Here is a 16,173-nt window from a genome sequence, read left to right as displayed (position 1 = left end):
GACGCGTCCGGTCAGCGGCCGGCGGCCACGGGGCCCCGCGTGGCGGCGCCGGCGAGGGTCGCCAGCATCATGCTCACCCACAGCGTGTGCTCGGTGGTCTTCTCGATGGCGTGGCTGTCGTTGGGCTCGGGCACGAGGAATCCGCTCGGTACCCAGCTGCCGTCCTCGCCCTGCGACTCGACGTACCAGCGAGCCATGCGCACCACGTGCTTGAGGTGGTCGCCGGTGGGGTCGATCTCGGCCGCCATCGCCGAGCCCCAGCCGAACTTGCAGATCTGCATGGATTCCCACCAGTTGTACTGGTCCTGGGTTCCGTTGGCCGACAGCTTCAAGATGCCGGTGGCGATCTCCTTCGCCCGCTCGTTGCGCGTGACCATGTAGTAGCGCGTGAGGAACGCCGCGCTGATGCCCGGGGCGTAAAAAGCCTGGCGCGGCTTGCGGAAGTCGATCTTGCTGATGAACTCGTCGTCGTGGTCGGCCACGGTGCGCAGGCCCTGCGGCCCCCAGGAGGCGTAGAGCACGTCCGGCAGCTCCGGCTGCGCGGCCCACAGCCGGTCGAACCAGCCGAACGCGCCGTCGGCCACATCGGACTGTCCACTCGCGAGTGCGGCCAAGCCCATCTGGGCGGTGGGGAAGATGAACTGCCGGCCCGTGCGGGCTTCCGGACGCTCCATGTAGGACCCGCCGGTCTCGGGGTCCTGGAAGGTGGTGCGCACCGTGTCCACGAGCGCGAGCGCGGTGTCGTAGCGCTCCAGCGCCCACGCGCCGTGGGCCAGCAGCGAGTGCGGGTAGGTCGCCCACCGGTGCACGAACGCCTCGCGCGGCACGCCCTCGCGTAGATCTCCCTGCGCGGTCAGGGTGTTGCGCTCGATCCACGACAGCACGCGGGCCGCGACCTCGCGCTCGCCGACGACCGCGAAGACCCACGGCATCCGGTAGTAGCCGTTGCGGATGTCGGCCGCGGCGGGCTTGCCGTCGTCGGCGACGTGGTCGAGCAGCCACCGCACCCCGCGGGCGCGGACCTTGCGCAGGCTTTCCTGCGCCGCCCTGATCTCCTGCTCCGACACGGCGTTCTGGTCACGGGTTTCCTGGGCAACGCTCATCACGAGCCGTCCTCTCCGTTTCCTGGTCTTCCGGTGTGCGTGTTCCGGTGTGCGCGCAGGGCGGATCGCCGGTTCCCGGACGGGGAACCGTTCCTGCGCAAAGATTTTCGGTGGGTCTTACTTGATGGCGACAGGGTTCACCGGGCCACCGGTGGCGTGCACGATCTTGAGCGGCGCGGCGACGTAGAAGAAGTCCCACTGGCCGTCGGCCGCGCAGTCTTCGGCGAGGTCTTCGAGGTCGCAGATCTCGAGGAACAGCACACCGAGGTTGCGCATGAGCGCGCTGTGCACCAGCAGTTTCGCCCCGGTTTCGGGATCGAGGGAGGTCTCGACTCCGATGGTGTCGGAGCCGATGTTCGGAATCTCCCGCTCGTGGAACCACTCGGCGAGCCCGGGTGAGTAGACGAGTCCCGGTTCGGGCCAGCTCTGGTGGAACTCGGCGGTGGGCGTCTCGCGGAAGAAGACCGTGCGACCGGTCCGGACCAGCAGGATGTCGCGCTTGCGCAGTTCGACGCCCTGCCGTTCGGCCGCGGCCTCGAGGTCGTGGTGGGTGTAGGTTTCGCCGCTGTCGAGATAGCGCTTACCGCGATGGCGGGCGAGGTCGATGAGCACTCCGCGGCCGACGACGCCGTGCTCGGCGATCGGCAGGATGCTGTCGTGGACGAGGCCGCCGATGGTGGAGTCGGCGTCGTAGCCGTTGAAGAGCCGGTCGTCGTACCAGACGTGGCCGAGCGCGTCGTAGTTGGTGGAGCCCTGCACGTGGGTGGTGAGGTAGTCGTCGGCGAACCGGCCGCCGCCGGGGATGTCCGGCGCCAGGCCGCCGCGCCAGGTGCCTTGATCTTGGACGTTGACCCGCACCGGCCGCTGCCGGTGCGGTGCGAACGGGTCGCCCGCCGGGTCGCACATGCGGGTTTGGAGGGTGAACACCCGGCCCTGCCGCAGACAGGCCGCGGCCGCGAGAACTTCCTTGGGGCCCAACAGGTTCAGGGCCCCGATCTCGTCGTCCGCGCCCCACCGGCCCCAGTTCGTCGGGGCCCCGGACAGGATCTCGGAAAGCTGTTTCACCGGCTGATCGCTCACGACGGACCACGCTCCTTGACGTTACTGTCGGGCTCGCGCTGGTGCTGTGCAGCGAACATAAGTGGCCGGGGCAGTGATGTCAATAAACTAACATCGGTGTGACAGGAAAGTACCAACCCGAGGTCAGGTGAGGGCGTGGTCCTCGTCGACGGGCACCGTGATGACCTGCACGTGGTGCTCGGCCAACACTTTCTGGTGCATTTCGGACAGCCCGGCGTCGGTCACGAGCACGTCGACGTCGTCGAGGGAACAGGCCCGCACCATCGCCGAGAGGGCGAACTTGCTCGAGTCGGCTACCAGGATCACTTCGTCGGCGGCGTCGACGAGCGCGCGCTTCGACAGGGCGTCGAAGTGGTTGCCGCAGTACACGCCCTCGGCGGTGAGGCCTGACGCGGCGAGCAGCAGGGTGCGCACCCGCAGTTCGCCGATGGCGGCGATCGTCATGGGTCCGGCGAACGACTGCGAGCTCAGGTGCAGGGTGCCCCCGAGGCTGATCACGTCGAGGTTCTCCTTGCCCGGCAAGGTGTTGATGATCGGCAACGACGCCGTGACGACCTGCAGCCGCAGCGTCGGCGGGAGCAGGTTCGCGACCTCGTTGGTGGTGGTGCCGGCGTCGAAGGCGACCGCGCCGCCGTGGGGCAGCAGTTCGATCGCCCGGCGCGCGATCGCTCTTTTCGCCGCTCTGTGGCGCCCGGATCGGGCTTGGAAGTCGGTGCCGCCGATCGCGCTCGCGGGCAGTGTGGTGACACCGCCGTGCACGCTGCGCATTCGGCCCTCGCGGACGAGCAGGCGGACGTCGCGCCGGACGGTCATCTCCGAGACGCCGAGTGCCTCCGAAAGCTCGGCGATCGTGCAGAAACCCTGCTCCTCCATGCGTTCGACGAGGCGGCTGCGCCTCTCCTGGGCGGGCTCAGGGGGCATGGCGCTCCTCCGGACCGGCGCCCCGCGCGCGATCGTGGCACGCGCCCGTCGACCCTGGGTGTGATGTTAGTCAATGTCAATAATCGAACATTAGCCGCGAACGCCGCCCAGGAGCAACCATCAACGTCGGGCCCACCGCCGGTGCGGCTCCGCGACTTCGCGCTGTGGCCGCTCACTAGCCGAACGGGCAGTCGGCCACCGCCCGCCCGGCCGCGAACTTCTGCCGACGCGGCGACCGCCCCGGCTGCTTGACTGCAGCGACCTCGATGACGAGACGGGAGAAACCGTGGTGGCACCTGATCGAACCTCCCACACGCTGCCTGGGCTGACGGCGCCGGCGGAGATCGTGGTCGACCGCTGGGGTGTGCCGCACATCTACGCGGCGAGCACCTACGACGCGTTCCGGGCCCAGGGCTTCAACGCCGCCCGTGACCGGTTGTGGCAGATCGACTTCTGGCGCCGGCGCGGCCTGGGCCGACTGGCCGAGGTCTTCGGGCCCGAGCACGCCGAGCGGGACCGCGCGGCGCGGCTGTTCCTCTACCGCGGCGACATGCACCGCGAATGGCTCGCGTACGGCTCGGACACCAAGCGCGCGACGACGGCGTTCGTCGAGGGCGTCAACGCCTTCGTCGAGCTCACCCGCCGGAACCCCGAACTGCTACCCGCCGAGTTCCGCGAGCTCGGCTACGAGCCGGCACGGTGGGCGCCCGAAGACGTGGCGCGCATCCGCAGCCACGGCCTGTTCTACAACGTCCGCGAGGAGGTCGCCCGCGCGCGCACCCTGCGCGACCTGCCCGCGGACGCCGAGGAGCTGCGAAGGCGGCGCGAACCGTGGCGGCCCGTCGAGGTCCCGGACGGGCTCGACCTGCACGCGATCCCCGACGACGTGCTGCGCGTCTATGACCTCGCGACGACCGCACCCGTGTTCGCGCCGCCCGCGCCCGACGACCCGCAGGGCGACGTGTTGCCGGAGGGCAGCAACAACTGGGTCCTCGCCGGTTCGCGCACGCGCTCGGGCCGGCCGCTGCTGGCCAACGACCCGCACCGCGCGGCCGCCGCGTTGCCCGGCCTGCGCTACATCGCGCACCTCAACGCGCCGGGCTTCAACGTGATCGGCGGCGGCGAGCCCGCGCTGCCCGGCATCTCCATCGGCCACAACGGCCGCATCGCGTTCGGCCTCACCATCTTCGCGATCGACCAGGAAGACCTCTACGTCTACGACACCGATCCCGCCGACCCGGCCAGCTACCGCTACAACGGCCGCTGGGAACCGATGCGGCGCAGCACCGAGACCATCGCCGTGCGCGACGGCGACCCGGTGGAGGCCGAGCTGCTGTTCACCCGCCACGGCCCGGTCGTCTACCAGGACCCGGACAAACACACCGCGTTCGCGGTGCGCGCGGCCTGGCTCGAGGCCGGCATGGCGCCCTACCTCGGCAGCATGGACTACATGCGCGCCGGGGACTGGGACGAGTTCTCGGCCGCGATGAACCGCTGGGGCGCCCCGCCGGAGAACCAGGTCTACGCCGACCCGTCGGGTCGCATCGCCTGGCAGACCGGCGGGCTCACCCCGATCCGGCCCAACTGGGACGGCACACTGCCAGTGCCCGGCGACGGCCGCTACGAATGGGCCGGCTTCTACGACACCGACCAACTGCCCGGCACCCTCGACCCGGACGCCGGATTCCTCGCCACCGCCAACGAAATGAACCTGCCCGCCGACTACCCGCCCGACCGCCACATCACCTACGACTGGTACGCGCCCTACCGCAAACACCGCATCGACGAGGTCCTCGCGCAGACCACCGACGCCACCCCACACAGCATGGTCGACCTGCAAAACGACTTCCTCTCCATCCCCGCACGCCGGATCGTCACGAAGCTGCGGGAACTGAGCGCGGCCATCGACGGGCTGGACCTGCTCACCGACTGGGACGCCGTGCTCGCCCCCGACAGCGCGGCCGCCGCACTGTTCGAAATCTGGTACCGCCGCCACCTGCGACCCGAACTGCTGGCCCAGGCCCTGGAACCGCTGGTCGGGGACCAGGCCGACGCGACGGCCACGCGCATCTCACCCGCCGAGGACCTCCTGGCCGACGCGCGCATCGACATCGAACTGGTCGAGAACTCCGAGGCATTCGCCGAGATCGTCGCGAAGACCCTGCCCGCCGCGGTGACCGAGGTCGAAGGACTCCTCGGCGCCGACCGCGGTGCGTGGGCGTGGGGCCGGCTGCACGTGGCTCGCGCTCAGCACCCGTTGAAGGCCCTGCTGGGAAACCTGCCCGCAGAGCAGCTCGTGACGGAACCGCTTCCGCGTGGTGGCAGCGGCGACACTGTCGGAAACACCGCGTACGGCCCGAATTTCGTCCAGTCGGCCGGCGCGACGTTCCGGATCGTGGTCGACGTCGGCGAGTGGGACTCCTCGCTCGCCATGAACGCGCCGGGCCAGTCCGGCCGGCTCGACGACCCGCACCTGACCGACCTGTTCGCACCGTGGACGCGGGGTGAGGCGTTCCCACTGCTCTACAGCCGCGAACGAATCGACGCGGAAGCCGAAACCGTCATCGAGCTGAACCCGCCCGCCTGAACACCTGCTTTCGAACACAAGAAGCCCGACACAAGAGGAGGACCCATGGGTCACCTGCAACTCCCGCCCGGCAAGAAGATCGCCGTGAACCTCGGCACCGACTTCGACGCGCAGTCGCTGTGGCTCGGCGGGTTCAACCGGCCCAGCCCGTCGTTCATGTCGCGCGGCCAGTTCGGCGCCGAGGTCGGCGTGCCACGGCTTTTGGAGCTGTACAAGCGCTTCGACATCACCACGACGTGGTTCACGCCGGGCCACTCCGTGGACACCTTCCCCGAGCAGTGCAAGGCGGTGCTGGAGGCGGGCCACGAGTTCGGCCACCACGGCTACTACCACGAGATCCCGCCGGGTATCGAGCGCGACACCGAGCGCCGGCTGGTGGACCTCGCGTTCGCCACGTACAAGAACGTGCTCGGCATCCGGCCGACGGGCTACCGCTCGCCGTACTGGGACTACAGCGAGAACACGCTCGACATCATCGAGGAGTCCGGCTTCCACTACGACACCAGCCTGATGGCGCGCGACCTCGTGCCGTATCACCCGCAGCGCTGGCAGATCAACTGGGAGAAGGGCAACGTCGCGGGCAAGGCCAGCTCCGTGATCGAGATCCCGGTCAACTGGTACCTCGACGACTTCCCGCCGCTCGCCTACACCGGCGTGTCGACCGGCATGCAGGACACGGAGACGATCTTCCGCCGCTGGCGCGACATCTTCGACTACGCCTACGAGCGCGTGCCCAACCCCGTGTTCGCGTCGTGCGTGCACCCGCAGATCATCGGCCAGGCGCACAACATGCTCTGGTACGAGAAGCTCGTGGAGCACATCGTCTCCCACGACGGCGTCTGGTTCGCCACGTGCGACGAGATCGCCCGCGCGTGGGTGGACGACGAGGAGGACGAGCGGCTGATGGCGCTGCCGGACGTCCGTGGCGTGGAGCCCCCGCCGGCGGACTCGAGCTGGGCCCGCCAGGGCTGAGCCACCTGCTGAACCAGGGTCGTCGAGACGGCCCGGGCCGGTGAAACGCGCCGGTCCGGGCCGTTTCGGCACGGTCGGAGCCGTGACTGGCCCCGGCGGGTGTGGGACGCTGGCGGGCGAGCAGAGAGGACGAGCGTTCGTGGACTACCTCGTCGACGGTGGTGGCCTGCAGGCGATCGACGCCGCCTTGCGCCCGATCCTCGACGAGATCCGTGAGCTGCTCGCCGCCGACGTCGCGCTGGTCGTCTACGAGGCCCGGCGCAGTGGTCCGCCGCACGTCGTGCTGTCGGGCACCGCCGACTGGTTCCTGCCCAACGAGCCCGTGGTCGTCAACCAGGAGCTGCCGCGGCACGAGCCGGCGTCGTTGGTCGAGCTGGAGATCCGGTCGAAGCTGCGGCGCCATGAGGTGCGGCTCGGTGCGTGTGTGGTGGTGCCGTGGCGGGACGCGTACGGCGTGGGCGCGGTGATCGTCGGGACCGCCGGCGCGCCGGCGCCCGACCCGGCTTCGCTGCCGGACGACGCGCTGCGCAAGCACTACCGCTCGGCGATCGCCCGGGCGTTGCGGGACGCGCGCCGTTCGGGTGCGGTGCAGTTGAACCGCTCGCTGCGAGGTGCGGCGCGGCTGGTGGCGGAGGCCGCGGTGGACGGCCCGAACGTGCCCGCGGTGATGTCGGCGGTGCTGACGTCGGCGCGGGATCTGCTGCGGTCCGAGGTCGCGTACCTCGCTGTGCCCGACGGCGGGCCGGGGACGTTCGTGTTCGACCAGGTGCTGGGGATCCGGACGCCGGCGTTCCGCAGCCTGCGCGTGCAGCTCGGCCAGGGACTCGGCGGGCTGGCGCGGGAGCTGGGCAAACCCATCCGGTCGGCCAACTACGCGGCCGACGTGCGGCTGCAGGCCGCGCCCGTGAGCGAGACGCGTGACGAGGGGATCATCTCGGCGATGGCGGTTCCGGTGCTGGTGGGCCGGGAGATCGCGGCGGTGCTGTACGTCGGCGACCGGCGGATGCGCGCGTTCACATCTGTCGACGAGGACCTGCTGGAGGAGTTCGCGGGGCACGCTTCGCTCGGGTTGCGGCGGCGGCTCAGCGAAGGGCACCGGGCCGAGGCCGTCGAGCGGTTGGTGCGTGAGCGCGTGGCGTACGACCTGCACGATTCCGTGGTGCGAGGGCTGGTGACGATCGGGTTCGAGGCCGAGCAGGCGGGCTTCGCGGCGATGGACCCGGAGACGGCTACGCGGCTGGCGGCGATCGCGCACGCGGCCGAGGCTTGCCTGGCGCGGTTGCGGGGCGAGCTGGGCACCCTGGTCGTCGGGAGCGGCGCGGGCGTGATGCAGGCTTCGGAGGTGCTGGAACGGATCGACGGCCTGCCCGACCGCGGCGTGCCACGCAGCCTGGAGCTCGAGGGCGACGACGTGGACGTGGCCCGGGAGGTGGCCGAGGCGTTGGTGCGGGTGGGCCAGGAGGCCGTGGCGAACGCCGAGCAGCACTCGGGTTGTGATCGGCTCGCGGTTCGGGTGGTGACGGCGGTTTCGCGCGTGGTGAGCCTGCAGGTCACGGACAACGGCACGTTCGACGCCGCCGCCCGCAGCTCCGCGGCCGGCCACTTCGGGATGCGCGCGATGCGCTCGGCCGTCGAGTCGTTCGGCGGTTCGCTCGCCGTGCACCCGGCACCGGGCCGCGGCACCGTGGTCGAGGCGACGATCCCGGTCTGGCCGGTGCCGTCGTGATCCGGTTCTGCGTCGTCGACGACCACGAGGTCATCCACGACGGCCTGCGCGCCATGGCCGAACGCGAACCCGACCTCGAATTCCTCGGCGGCGCCACCACCGTGACCGACGGCGAGGTGCTGGTGGAACAGGTCCAGCCCGCCGTCGCCATCCTCGACCTCCGCATCGGCGAACGCGACGGCGGCAACGGCATCGACCTGTGCCGCACGTTCACCGGCCGGTACCCGGCGCTGTCGGTGGTCATGTTCAGCGCCTACGGCAACGGCGAACTCCTCGCCAAGGCCATCGAGGCGGGCGCCGCGGGCTACCTGCTGAAGGAGACGTCGGTCGGGCGCGTGCCGGGCATCCTGCGGGAAATCACCACCCGGGGGAGCTGGTTCGAACCGCGCATCGCCAGCGAACTCCTCCACCGCCGCGCCCGCGGCGAGGCCGGCGCGCCGGCCTTCAGCGGCCGCGAACTGGACATCGTCCGCGGCATCAGCCGGGGCGAGAACAACCACGAGATCGGCGACCACCTGCACATCAGCCCGCACACGGTGAAGTACCACATCGCGTCCATGCTGCGCCGCCACGACGTCCACCGCCGAGCTGAACTGGTGCGGCTGGCTTCGGACCTGCATTTGCTGGATTGACGGCGGGCCGGCCCGAAGGGACCGGCTCGAACCGTGAAGGGCCGGGGCGTTGCCATTGATCTTGCTGAATCGAATCGTGCTGGACCGACATCCGTCGAATCACCACGTGCGGCCCGGAAACCCGTGGCAACGAAAGCTTTCCGGCCGTCGGGTGTCAGGAAGCGACGGCCAGGCGGACGCGGCGGTCGCGGGCGTAGGACACGAGTTCCCGGACCTCGTCGGTGGTGATGATGCGCACGGCGTCGTCCAGGAGTTCGGCGGTGGCGACCTGCAGGGGCCAGCCCGTGAGCCCAGGGACGGGGACGTGCCAGAACCACTGGCCTTGCGTCAGATCTTCGGCGGCAACCTCGTCCACGGCGTTGCCCATCGTGTTCCCCACAGCGTTCCCCCAAGCGGCGTTTTCGAGAGTGGAGTTTTCCTCGGAACTCATACGCCGAACCCTAGCGACGACCACCGACAAAAAACCGTCCACCGTGGACGAGCGCCTGACCCGCGTTTTTGCGGCCGGGCGCGCGCTGGCCTAGGCTGCGCCGATCACCGGAAGAACAGGAATGGCGAGATGCCCCTGCTTGACTCCGGGTCGTACCGTGATGTCGACCTGCCGACGATCGTCCGCATGGAGCGGAGGCTGCCCTGGTTCGGGTGGCCGCACCTGCCGCTCGGCCTGCTGGTCTGCGTTGCCGCGATCCTGGCCGCGTACCGCGTGCCCGTGTCGTACCACACCACCACGGCGCTGGTCGCCGGCGGCGGCGTGCTGGGCGGCTTCTGCGGCTACGGCTGCGGCCTCGTGATGGTCAGCACGCCCGACCTCGTGAAGACCGGCCGCCTGCGCTGGCGTCGTACGCGCGTACTGCGGGGGCTGCTGTTCGTGCTGGGCGTGCTCTCCGCCGTGTCGCTGGTCCTCGTCGCGGTGTGTCACTTCGTGCTGCTGGCGGGCGCGTCGGGGCTGCACCCGTTCACGCTCTCGCTGCAGGCCGGCGTGTACCTGGTGCTGGCCGTGGTCAACACGCTGCTCGCGGTGCTCGAGATGCTGGCGCTCACGAAGGTCCTCAATGGAGTGTCCATCAAGGACGGTGAGCTCACCGCCGCCGAAGCAGGACTTCCTGCGTGACGGAGGCCACCAGCCGGCCGTCGGTGGTGTAGAACTCGCCGTGGGTGAGGCCGCGCTCGTTGGTGAAGCTGCGGCTCTCCATGTCGAACAGCAGCCACTCGTCGGCGCGGAACGGGCGGTGGAACCACACGGCGTGGTCGAGTGAGGTCAGCTGCGCGCGGCCCGGCTCGTCGCGATGGGGCAGCGCCGCCGTACCCGCGAGGCGGATGTCGGAGATGTAGGTGAGCGCGCACACGTGCGCCAGCGGGTTGTCCGGCAGCCGGCCCTTCGCGCGCACCCAGATGCGCTGGCGCGGCCCGCTGCCGACGTCCGGCAGCCCCGCCGCCGGGTCGCTGATGAACCGCGCCTCGATCACCGACAGCATGATCGGCAGCTCGTCCTCGTCGCGGACCTCGACGTCGTCGGGCGCCGGGACCTCGGGCATGCGGGCCTGGTGTTCGCTGCTGCCGGCCGGTTTCTGGAACGACGCCGAGAGGCTGAAGATCGTCTCGCCGTTCTGGATCGCCGCCACGCGCCGGGTGGTGAACGAGCCGCCGTCGCGCGTGCGCTCCACCTCGTAGACGATCGGCAGGTCCGTGCGGCCGCCGCGGATGAAGTAGCCGTGCAGCGAGTGCACGTGCCGGTCCTCGGGCACGGTCGCGCCCGCCGCCGTGAGCGCCTGCGCCGCCACCTGCCCGCCGAACGCTCGTTGCGGCGAACCCTCGTGGCTGGTGCCGCGGAAGAGGTTGCGCTCGAGCGGTTCCAGCTTGAGGAGCTGGTCGATGCCGGGGTGCACGGGGTCGGTGATCACTCCGTCATCCTAAGCGACCGCTCACTCCGCACGCCTCGTGAGCTGCGTCAACAACGGCAGCAGTGCGGCGGGTTTCTCCACGTGGGCGTTGTGCCCGAGCCCCGCCAATGTGACGGAGTCGGCAGCCAGCGCGCGCAGCTGCTCGGGGCGTGACATCGGGTCGTCGGCGCCGGCGGTGAGCACGACGGGGCACGTCGCCTCGGCCAGGAACCGCGGCATGTCCGGCGCGCCCACGCCGAACGCGGCGGAGTCCAACGCCAGGCGCCAGCCGTCGGCGGTCTCCACCACGCCACCGGGATCGGCGGGCGCCAGGCCGGTGAGCCCGGCGACCTTCAGATACGCGACCTCGGCGTCTTCCCGCGAGGCGAACAACCGCGGCGGACGCTTGGCCATTGCGGCGGCGCGTTCCAGGTCCTCGGCGCTCCACTCCACCTTGACGCCCAGCGCCAGCACCCCGGCGACGTCCAGACCGTGCCGCCCGGAAGCCAGCTCCAGGGCCACCACACCACCCAGGGAATGACCCACGACGACCACCGGCCCGGCGTCACCCAACCCGGTGGCCACCGCGCCCGCCATCGCCGGGAACGAGTAAGCCGGCAACGGCGCCGAACCACCGTGACCGGGCAGGTCGGGCGCGAGCACGCGCCGGTCCAGCAGCTCGGCCAGCCCGTCCCACACCGCGCCGGTCGCGCCCAGGCCGTGGAGCAGCAGCACGGCGGGCTCGCCGGACCCATCGGTGCGCAGCTTCAGCGTTTCCACCAATCGGATCTTTCCCCAGGCAGGGGTTCCGGGGCTAGGGTCCAGACCGTGTCGAGTGCCCTGATCGCCAACCCGGACACCTACGTCGAGGGCGTGCCTTACGACGTGCTCGCGAAGCTGCGGCGCGAGACGCCGGTGACGCGCGTCGGCGATTTCTGGGCCGTGCTGCGCCACTCCGATGTGCGCCACGTGCTGCGCAACCCCGCCACGTTCTCGTCGCAGCTCGGTGGTACGCAGATCCGCGACCCCGCGACGCCCGAGGACCTCGGCTACGTGCGGCGCATGATGCTGAACATGGACCCACCCGAGCACGGCCGGCTGCGCGGGCTGCTGACCAAGGCGTTCACGCCGCGCGCGATCGGCCGGCTCACCGAGCGCATCGAGGGCTGGGCCCACGACCTGGTCGCGGCCGTCGCGGACCGCGGCGAGTGCGATTTCGCCAAGGACGTGGCCGCCGACCTGCCGCTGCTCACGCTGGCCGAGGTGTTCGGCGTACCCGAGCAGGACCGGCGGCTGATGTTCGACTGGAGCAACCGCGTGATCGGCTTCCAGGACGCCGAATACGCGGTGAGCGCCACCGTCCGGCCGGAAGACGTCACGGACCTCGCCCGTGCCGCCCTCGCCGTGCGGCCCGAACCGGGGCCGGACGGCTCGATGCCCGATCCGCGCACGCGCGCCGGGATGCCGGACCTCTACGCATACGCCAACGCCCTCGGCGAGTACAAACGCAGCCACCCCGGCGACGACGTGATGAGCAACCTCATGCTGCACGTAGACGACGAGGGCGGCCGCGTCTCGATCGCGGAGTTCGAGAACCTGTTCTGGCTGTTTTCCGTGGCGGGCAACGAAACCCTGCGAAACGGCTTGCCCGGCGGGCTCGCCGCACTTCTGCAACACCCGGAGCAGTACCGCAAGCTCCTCGACGACCGCTCGCTGCTGCCGGGCGCCGTCGAGGAGATGCTGCGCTGGTGGACGCCCGTCATGCACTTCCGTCGCACGGCCACCGAGGACACCCGGTTGTCCGATGTGGACATCAAGGCCGGCGACAAGGTCGTGGTCTGGTTCTCCTCGGCCAACCGCGACGAGACCGTGTTCGCCGACCCCGACGCGTTCGACGTTTCGCGCGCGCCGAGCGAGCACCTGACGTTCGGCCACGGCTCGCACTTCTGCCTCGGCTCGCACCTGGCGCGCGTGCAGATGCGGGCGCTCTTCGAGGCCGTCCTGGAGCAGCTCGGCGAAGTCCGTCGCGCGGGCGAACCGCGGCGGCTGCGGTCGAACTTCCAGAACGGCCTCAAGAGCCTCCCCATTCAGTGGGGATGACCGCGCGTCAAGACGAGCTTGGCGACGCCGGTCGAGGTGAACCCGAGGAAGATGAACGCCAGGATTCCGTACTGCACCAGGGAATCCCCGGCGAACCCCGTGGACAGCTCCACGATCAGCAGACCCAGCATCACCAAACCGATCACGAGGTACGCCCAAGCCGTGCCCCGCGTGCGGGGAAGCCACCGAAGTCCCATGTCTAGCTCCCGGAGTTGAAGTCGCGGATCAGGTCCTGCACGCTCTGGCGCAGGTGCGAAAGCGTGTCGCGCACCTCGGTCGCGACGCCGCCGGCGTGGTGGTCGACCGGCCCGGCCACGGGGTGCACCTCGTCCTCGCCGGGCAGTGGCACACCGGGGCACGTGGTCGAGGCGGGCCGTGAGTTCTTGGTGAGGAAGGTGTTCACGAGTCCGTCGACGCACGGGTTGCCGTTGATCGCGTACTCGCCGTGGAAGGGCGCGTCGTCCACGGAGATCAGCGGCACGCCGGCCGCACGAGCCCCGGCGCGGCCCTGCTCGTAGCCGGTCTGCGGATCGAACTCGCCCTGCACCACGAGAACGTGGCTCGCGACCGACGCCGGCAGGTCCGGCAGTTCGTGCTGCGGCGCTGGCTCGTGCCGCGGCGCTGGGGACCAGTAGCCGCACGGCTCGCTGAGCCCGTAGGACCAGCCGTACAGCGGGTCGACGGGACCTTGGCGGTCGCTGAGGTTCTTGTACCAAGCCGCCGAACGCGTCGGCTGGTCACCGCAGGCCACGGCGTAGCGGGTGCCGCCCACCGGTGCGTAGTCGGGCGTCGCCGCGACGACCTTCGCCACGGTCAGGTCCGCGGCCGGCACGCCGAACGCGGTGCGCGACTCGGCGTCGAGGTCGGCCGCGAGGTCCTTCGGCGGCGCCGGGTCGGTGCCGTCCAGCGCAGCTTCGCCCTGCGTGAAGACCAGCGCGCCGAGCAGCCACTGCAGTTTGCTGCCGTTGCCGACGAAGATGTGGTCGAAGTTGTCCGGTGACACGCCCTTGCCCGCGTAGTACGCACGCACCTGTTCGTACTTCTGCTTCACGGCTTCCGGGGTTTTGCCCAGTTGGTCGGGAAACTGACGGGAAAGCCACGGCACGTACACGTCGTCGAACTGGCGCTGGTCGACCTCGGGGAACGCCTCGAAGTCGGCCTGCAGGCGGCCTTCGAAGTTCACGCTGGAATCGAGCACGATCTTGCCCGCGTGCTCGGGGAACATCGACGCGTACTTCGCGCCGAGCCAGGTGCCGTAGGAGTAACCGAGGTAGTTGAGCTGCTGGTCGCCCAGCAGCGTGCGAATCAGGTCCATGTCGTGCGTGGTCTGCCACGTCGTGATGTACGGCGTGAGCGCGTCGCTCTGGCAGGCCTCGGCGATCGCACGCGGCGTCGCCTGGTGTGCCGCGATGCTGGCGGCGGAGCGGTCACGGGCGTCGAGGGCGGTGCCGGGCAGCCGGCCCGTGGGCACCTGGCACGACAAACCCTTGTCACTGCTGCCTTCCTGGCCGGTGCCGCGCGGATCCATGCCGATGAAGTCGTACTGCGCGTTGACGGTCGGCTCGAGCCCGGCGAGCTGGCCGGCCAGCGAGGTGCCCTGCCCGCCCGGGCCGCCGGGGTTCACGAGGATCGCGCCGTGGCGCGCACCGGTCGCCGCGACGCGGCTGATCGACACCTTGAGGTCGGTGCCCGCGGACGGGTTCGCCCAGTCGCGCGGCACGGTGATTTCGGCGCATTGTGCGGGTTTCGCCCCGGTGGCCGATTTGAACGCGCAGTCGCCCCACGTGATTTTCTGGCTCGTGTAGGGGTCTTCGGCCGCGGTCGCCACCGCCGGGACCGTGGCGGCCGCGGTGGCGGTGATGACCGCCGCGACCAGTACTGCTCTGGGAGTTCGCACAGGGAAGTCCTTTCGTCCGTGATCCGCTTGCCGTCGAGTCTCGTGTGCGCGCGGAGGCCGGCGATCAGCCTCGGGTACGAACTTCCGGTGCCGCCTCGGCCGTGCGAACGAGGCGGGCCAACGCGCGCGGTGCTGCCGCAGCGGGGAAACTGGCGGCATGACCATTCCCGCGCCCGGCCCCGGCGTGGTGGGCCGACGGGTCGTGCAGCGCGTGCTCGACCAGCTGCTCGCCACCGTGCCCGTGGCGGTGGTCGCGGTGCTCGTCGTGCTCTACGTGCCCCCGCCCGGCTCACTGCTCACGTTCATCAAGATCGTGGCGTTCGCGACGTTCGGGATCTGGATCGCCGCGAGTCTGTACCTCGAGATCTGGTGGCCGCACCGCCACGGTGGGCAGACGCCGGCAATGCGCTGGCTGCGGATCCGTGTGGTGCTGCCGGACGGCGGGCAGCCGCCGTTGCGCGCCTACGTGATCCGCGCGGTGCTGATGGTGGTCGACGGGTTCTGCTGGGGCCTCGCGGGCGTGGTGATCATGCTGGTCAGCCCGCGCCGGCAACGCCTTGGTGACCTGGTCGCGGGAACGCTGGTCGTGCGTGTCCCGGCTCGTGTGCCGGCCTCGGCCTCAGCGGACGAGCCCGGTCTCCCAGGCCCAGATGGCGATCTCGGTGCGGTTGCGAGCCCGCAGCTTGCGCTGGGCGGCCGCGAGGTGAGTCTTCACGGTGGAGAGCGACAGGACGAGTGACTCGCAGATCTCGGCGTTGGTCTGGCCGCCCGCCACGGCTTTCACCACGTCGAGCTCGCGGTTCGTGAGCGGACTGTCCGGTTCGGACCGTTCTTTGCCGGCGCTGCCGACGAAGTGGGCCAGCAACCGCGTGGTGATGGCCGGGGAGACGAGCGCTTCGCCGTGCGCAGCTGCGTGCACGGCTTCGATCAGCAGCGTCGCGCCCGCGTCCTTCAAGAGAAATCCGCACGCGCCCGCGCGCAAGGCCGCGTGGACGTTCTCGTCGAGCCCGAAGGTCGTGACCATCACGACGTGCAGCGGATCGGCGACGTCGGGACCGGCCAAGAGTTTCGTGGCCTGCAGCCCGTCGACGCCGGGCATGCGGATGTCCATCAGAGTGACGTCGGGACGCAGCTGCCGCGCCAGCCGTACGGCGTCCTGACCGTCGGCGGCCTCGCCGACCACCTCGATGTCGGGCTCGCCTTCGAGGATGAGCCGGAAGCCGGTGCGGACCATCGCCTGGTCATCGGCGATCAACACGGTCACCGGCACGGGGT

At 70.4% G+C, this 16,173-nt stretch carries 16 protein-coding genes; 7 read left to right on the top strand and 9 right to left on the bottom strand.

All coding sequences use genetic code 11. The features are described from left to right. Window positions 1-11 precede the first annotated feature (11 nt). The 3 genes from ABZU76_RS10795 to ABZU76_RS10785 all read right to left on the bottom strand — a co-directional run bounded on the left by ABZU76_RS10795 (window position 12) and on the right by ABZU76_RS10785 (window position 3,104). Window positions 12-1,103, bottom strand: coding sequence for a hypothetical protein (locus tag ABZU76_RS10795; protein ID WP_354867329.1), 1,092 nt, complete (start codon window positions 1,101-1,103; stop codon window positions 12-14). A 117-nt stretch (window positions 1,104-1,220) separates the two neighbouring features. Continuing rightward, complete coding sequence (locus ABZU76_RS10790) at window positions 1,221-2,183, bottom strand: cyclase family protein (protein ID WP_354867327.1); 963 nt, start codon at window positions 2,181-2,183, stop codon at window positions 1,221-1,223. A 123-nt stretch (window positions 2,184-2,306) separates the two neighbouring features. Beyond that, the gene (locus tag ABZU76_RS10785; protein WP_354867325.1) at window positions 2,307-3,104 is read right to left on the bottom strand and encodes a DeoR/GlpR family DNA-binding transcription regulator; all 798 of its coding nucleotides are present in this window, start codon (window positions 3,102-3,104) and stop codon (window positions 2,307-2,309) included. Window positions 3,105-3,393: 289 nt separating this feature from the next. On the opposite strand from ABZU76_RS10785, the gene ABZU76_RS10780 reads away from it, so the two are divergent. From ABZU76_RS10780 to ABZU76_RS10765, 4 genes are all read left to right on the top strand, one after another. Further along, entirely contained in the window at window positions 3,394-5,691 is a 2,298-nt protein-coding gene (locus ABZU76_RS10780; RefSeq protein WP_354867323.1) for a penicillin acylase family protein, read from the top strand. Between the two features lie 45 nt (window positions 5,692-5,736). Next, window positions 5,737-6,663 (top strand): polysaccharide deacetylase, encoded by a 927-nt coding sequence (locus ABZU76_RS10775; RefSeq protein WP_354867320.1) that lies wholly within the window; start codon window positions 5,737-5,739, stop codon window positions 6,661-6,663. A gap of 139 nt (window positions 6,664-6,802) precedes the next feature. Further along, a complete protein-coding gene (locus ABZU76_RS10770; RefSeq protein WP_354867318.1) occupies window positions 6,803-8,389 on the top strand; it encodes a GAF domain-containing protein in 1,587 nt (528 codons plus the stop codon). Continuing rightward, window positions 8,386-9,021 carry a response regulator transcription factor gene (locus ABZU76_RS10765; protein WP_354867316.1) on the top strand — a complete coding sequence of 212 codons (636 nt, stop codon included), beginning with the start codon at window positions 8,386-8,388 and terminating at the stop codon, window positions 9,019-9,021. The genes ABZU76_RS10770 and ABZU76_RS10765 overlap by 4 nt, the downstream gene beginning before the upstream one ends. 154 nt (window positions 9,022-9,175) lie before the next feature. On the opposite strand, the gene ABZU76_RS10760 is transcribed toward ABZU76_RS10765, so the two are convergent. Continuing rightward, window positions 9,176-9,451, bottom strand: a complete 276-nt coding sequence (locus tag ABZU76_RS10760; RefSeq protein WP_354867314.1) for a hypothetical protein — start codon at window positions 9,449-9,451, stop codon at window positions 9,176-9,178. A 129-nt stretch (window positions 9,452-9,580) separates the two neighbouring features. Here ABZU76_RS10760 and ABZU76_RS10755 point away from each other — a divergent pair, with 129 nt between their 5' ends. Further along, window positions 9,581-10,132 (top strand): hypothetical protein, encoded by a 552-nt coding sequence (locus tag ABZU76_RS10755; protein ID WP_354867312.1) that lies wholly within the window; start codon window positions 9,581-9,583, stop codon window positions 10,130-10,132. On the opposite strand, the gene ABZU76_RS10750 is transcribed toward ABZU76_RS10755, so the two are convergent. Beyond that, the gene (locus ABZU76_RS10750; protein ID WP_220244742.1) at window positions 10,101-10,922 is read right to left on the bottom strand and encodes an acyl-CoA thioesterase II; all 822 of its coding nucleotides are present in this window, start codon (window positions 10,920-10,922) and stop codon (window positions 10,101-10,103) included. The genes ABZU76_RS10755 and ABZU76_RS10750 overlap by 32 nt on opposite strands. A 21-nt stretch (window positions 10,923-10,943) precedes the next feature. Beyond that, window positions 10,944-11,681 carry an alpha/beta hydrolase gene (locus tag ABZU76_RS10745; protein WP_354867310.1) on the bottom strand — a complete coding sequence of 246 codons (738 nt, stop codon included), beginning with the start codon at window positions 11,679-11,681 and terminating at the stop codon, window positions 10,944-10,946. Window positions 11,682-11,729: 48 nt separating this feature from the next. Here ABZU76_RS10745 and ABZU76_RS10740 point away from each other — a divergent pair, with 48 nt between their 5' ends. After that, complete coding sequence (locus ABZU76_RS10740; protein WP_354867307.1) at window positions 11,730-13,001, top strand: cytochrome P450; 1,272 nt, start codon at window positions 11,730-11,732, stop codon at window positions 12,999-13,001. Here ABZU76_RS10740 and ABZU76_RS10735 read toward each other — a convergent pair. Then, complete coding sequence (locus tag ABZU76_RS10735) at window positions 12,989-13,198, bottom strand: hypothetical protein (RefSeq protein WP_220244739.1); 210 nt, start codon at window positions 13,196-13,198, stop codon at window positions 12,989-12,991. The genes ABZU76_RS10740 and ABZU76_RS10735 overlap by 13 nt on opposite strands. A gap of 2 nt (window positions 13,199-13,200) precedes the next feature. Beyond that, a complete protein-coding gene (locus tag ABZU76_RS10730; RefSeq protein ID WP_354867305.1) occupies window positions 13,201-14,898 on the bottom strand; it encodes an alpha/beta fold hydrolase in 1,698 nt (565 codons plus the stop codon). A gap of 157 nt (window positions 14,899-15,055) precedes the next feature. Between ABZU76_RS10730 and ABZU76_RS10725 the strand changes: the two genes are divergently transcribed. Next, on the top strand, window positions 15,056-15,637 hold the full coding sequence (locus ABZU76_RS10725; protein ID WP_354867301.1) for an RDD family protein: 582 nt from the start codon (window positions 15,056-15,058) through the stop codon (window positions 15,635-15,637). Here the strand turns inward: ABZU76_RS10725 and ABZU76_RS10720 are convergent. Beyond that, window positions 15,518-16,168 carry a response regulator transcription factor gene (locus tag ABZU76_RS10720; protein ID WP_220244737.1) on the bottom strand — a complete coding sequence of 217 codons (651 nt, stop codon included), beginning with the start codon at window positions 16,166-16,168 and terminating at the stop codon, window positions 15,518-15,520. The two genes, ABZU76_RS10725 and ABZU76_RS10720, sit on opposite strands and share 120 nt — an antisense overlap. Window positions 16,169-16,173: the final 5 nt, after the last annotated feature.

It is taken from the genome of Amycolatopsis sp. NPDC005232 (assembly GCF_040607795.1).
Taxonomy (GTDB): Bacteria; Actinomycetota; Actinomycetes; order Mycobacteriales; family Pseudonocardiaceae; genus Amycolatopsis.
This window is presented reverse-complemented; position numbering and strand designations above follow the sequence as displayed.

Bases quoted from the DNA above. Each gene is read 5' to 3' on its own strand.
- ABZU76_RS10795 (WP_354867329.1), bottom strand. From the start codon at position 1,103: ATGAGCGTTGCCCAGGAAACCCGTGACCAGAACGCCGTGTCGGAGCAG.
- ABZU76_RS10785 (WP_354867325.1), bottom strand. From the start codon at position 3,104: ATGCCCCCTGAGCCCGCCCAGGAGAGGCGCAGCCGCCTCGTCGAACGC.
- ABZU76_RS10755 (WP_354867312.1), top strand. From the start codon at position 9,581: ATGCCCCTGCTTGACTCCGGGTCGTACCGTGATGTCGACCTGCCGACG.
- ABZU76_RS10725 (WP_354867301.1), top strand. From the start codon at position 15,056: ATGACCATTCCCGCGCCCGGCCCCGGCGTGGTGGGCCGACGGGTCGTG.
- ABZU76_RS10735 (WP_220244739.1), bottom strand. From the start codon at position 13,198: ATGGGACTTCGGTGGCTTCCCCGCACGCGGGGCACGGCTTGGGCGTAC.
- ABZU76_RS10775 (WP_354867320.1), top strand. From the start codon at position 5,737: ATGGGTCACCTGCAACTCCCGCCCGGCAAGAAGATCGCCGTGAACCTC.
- ABZU76_RS10760 (WP_354867314.1), bottom strand. From the start codon at position 9,451: ATGAGTTCCGAGGAAAACTCCACTCTCGAAAACGCCGCTTGGGGGAAC.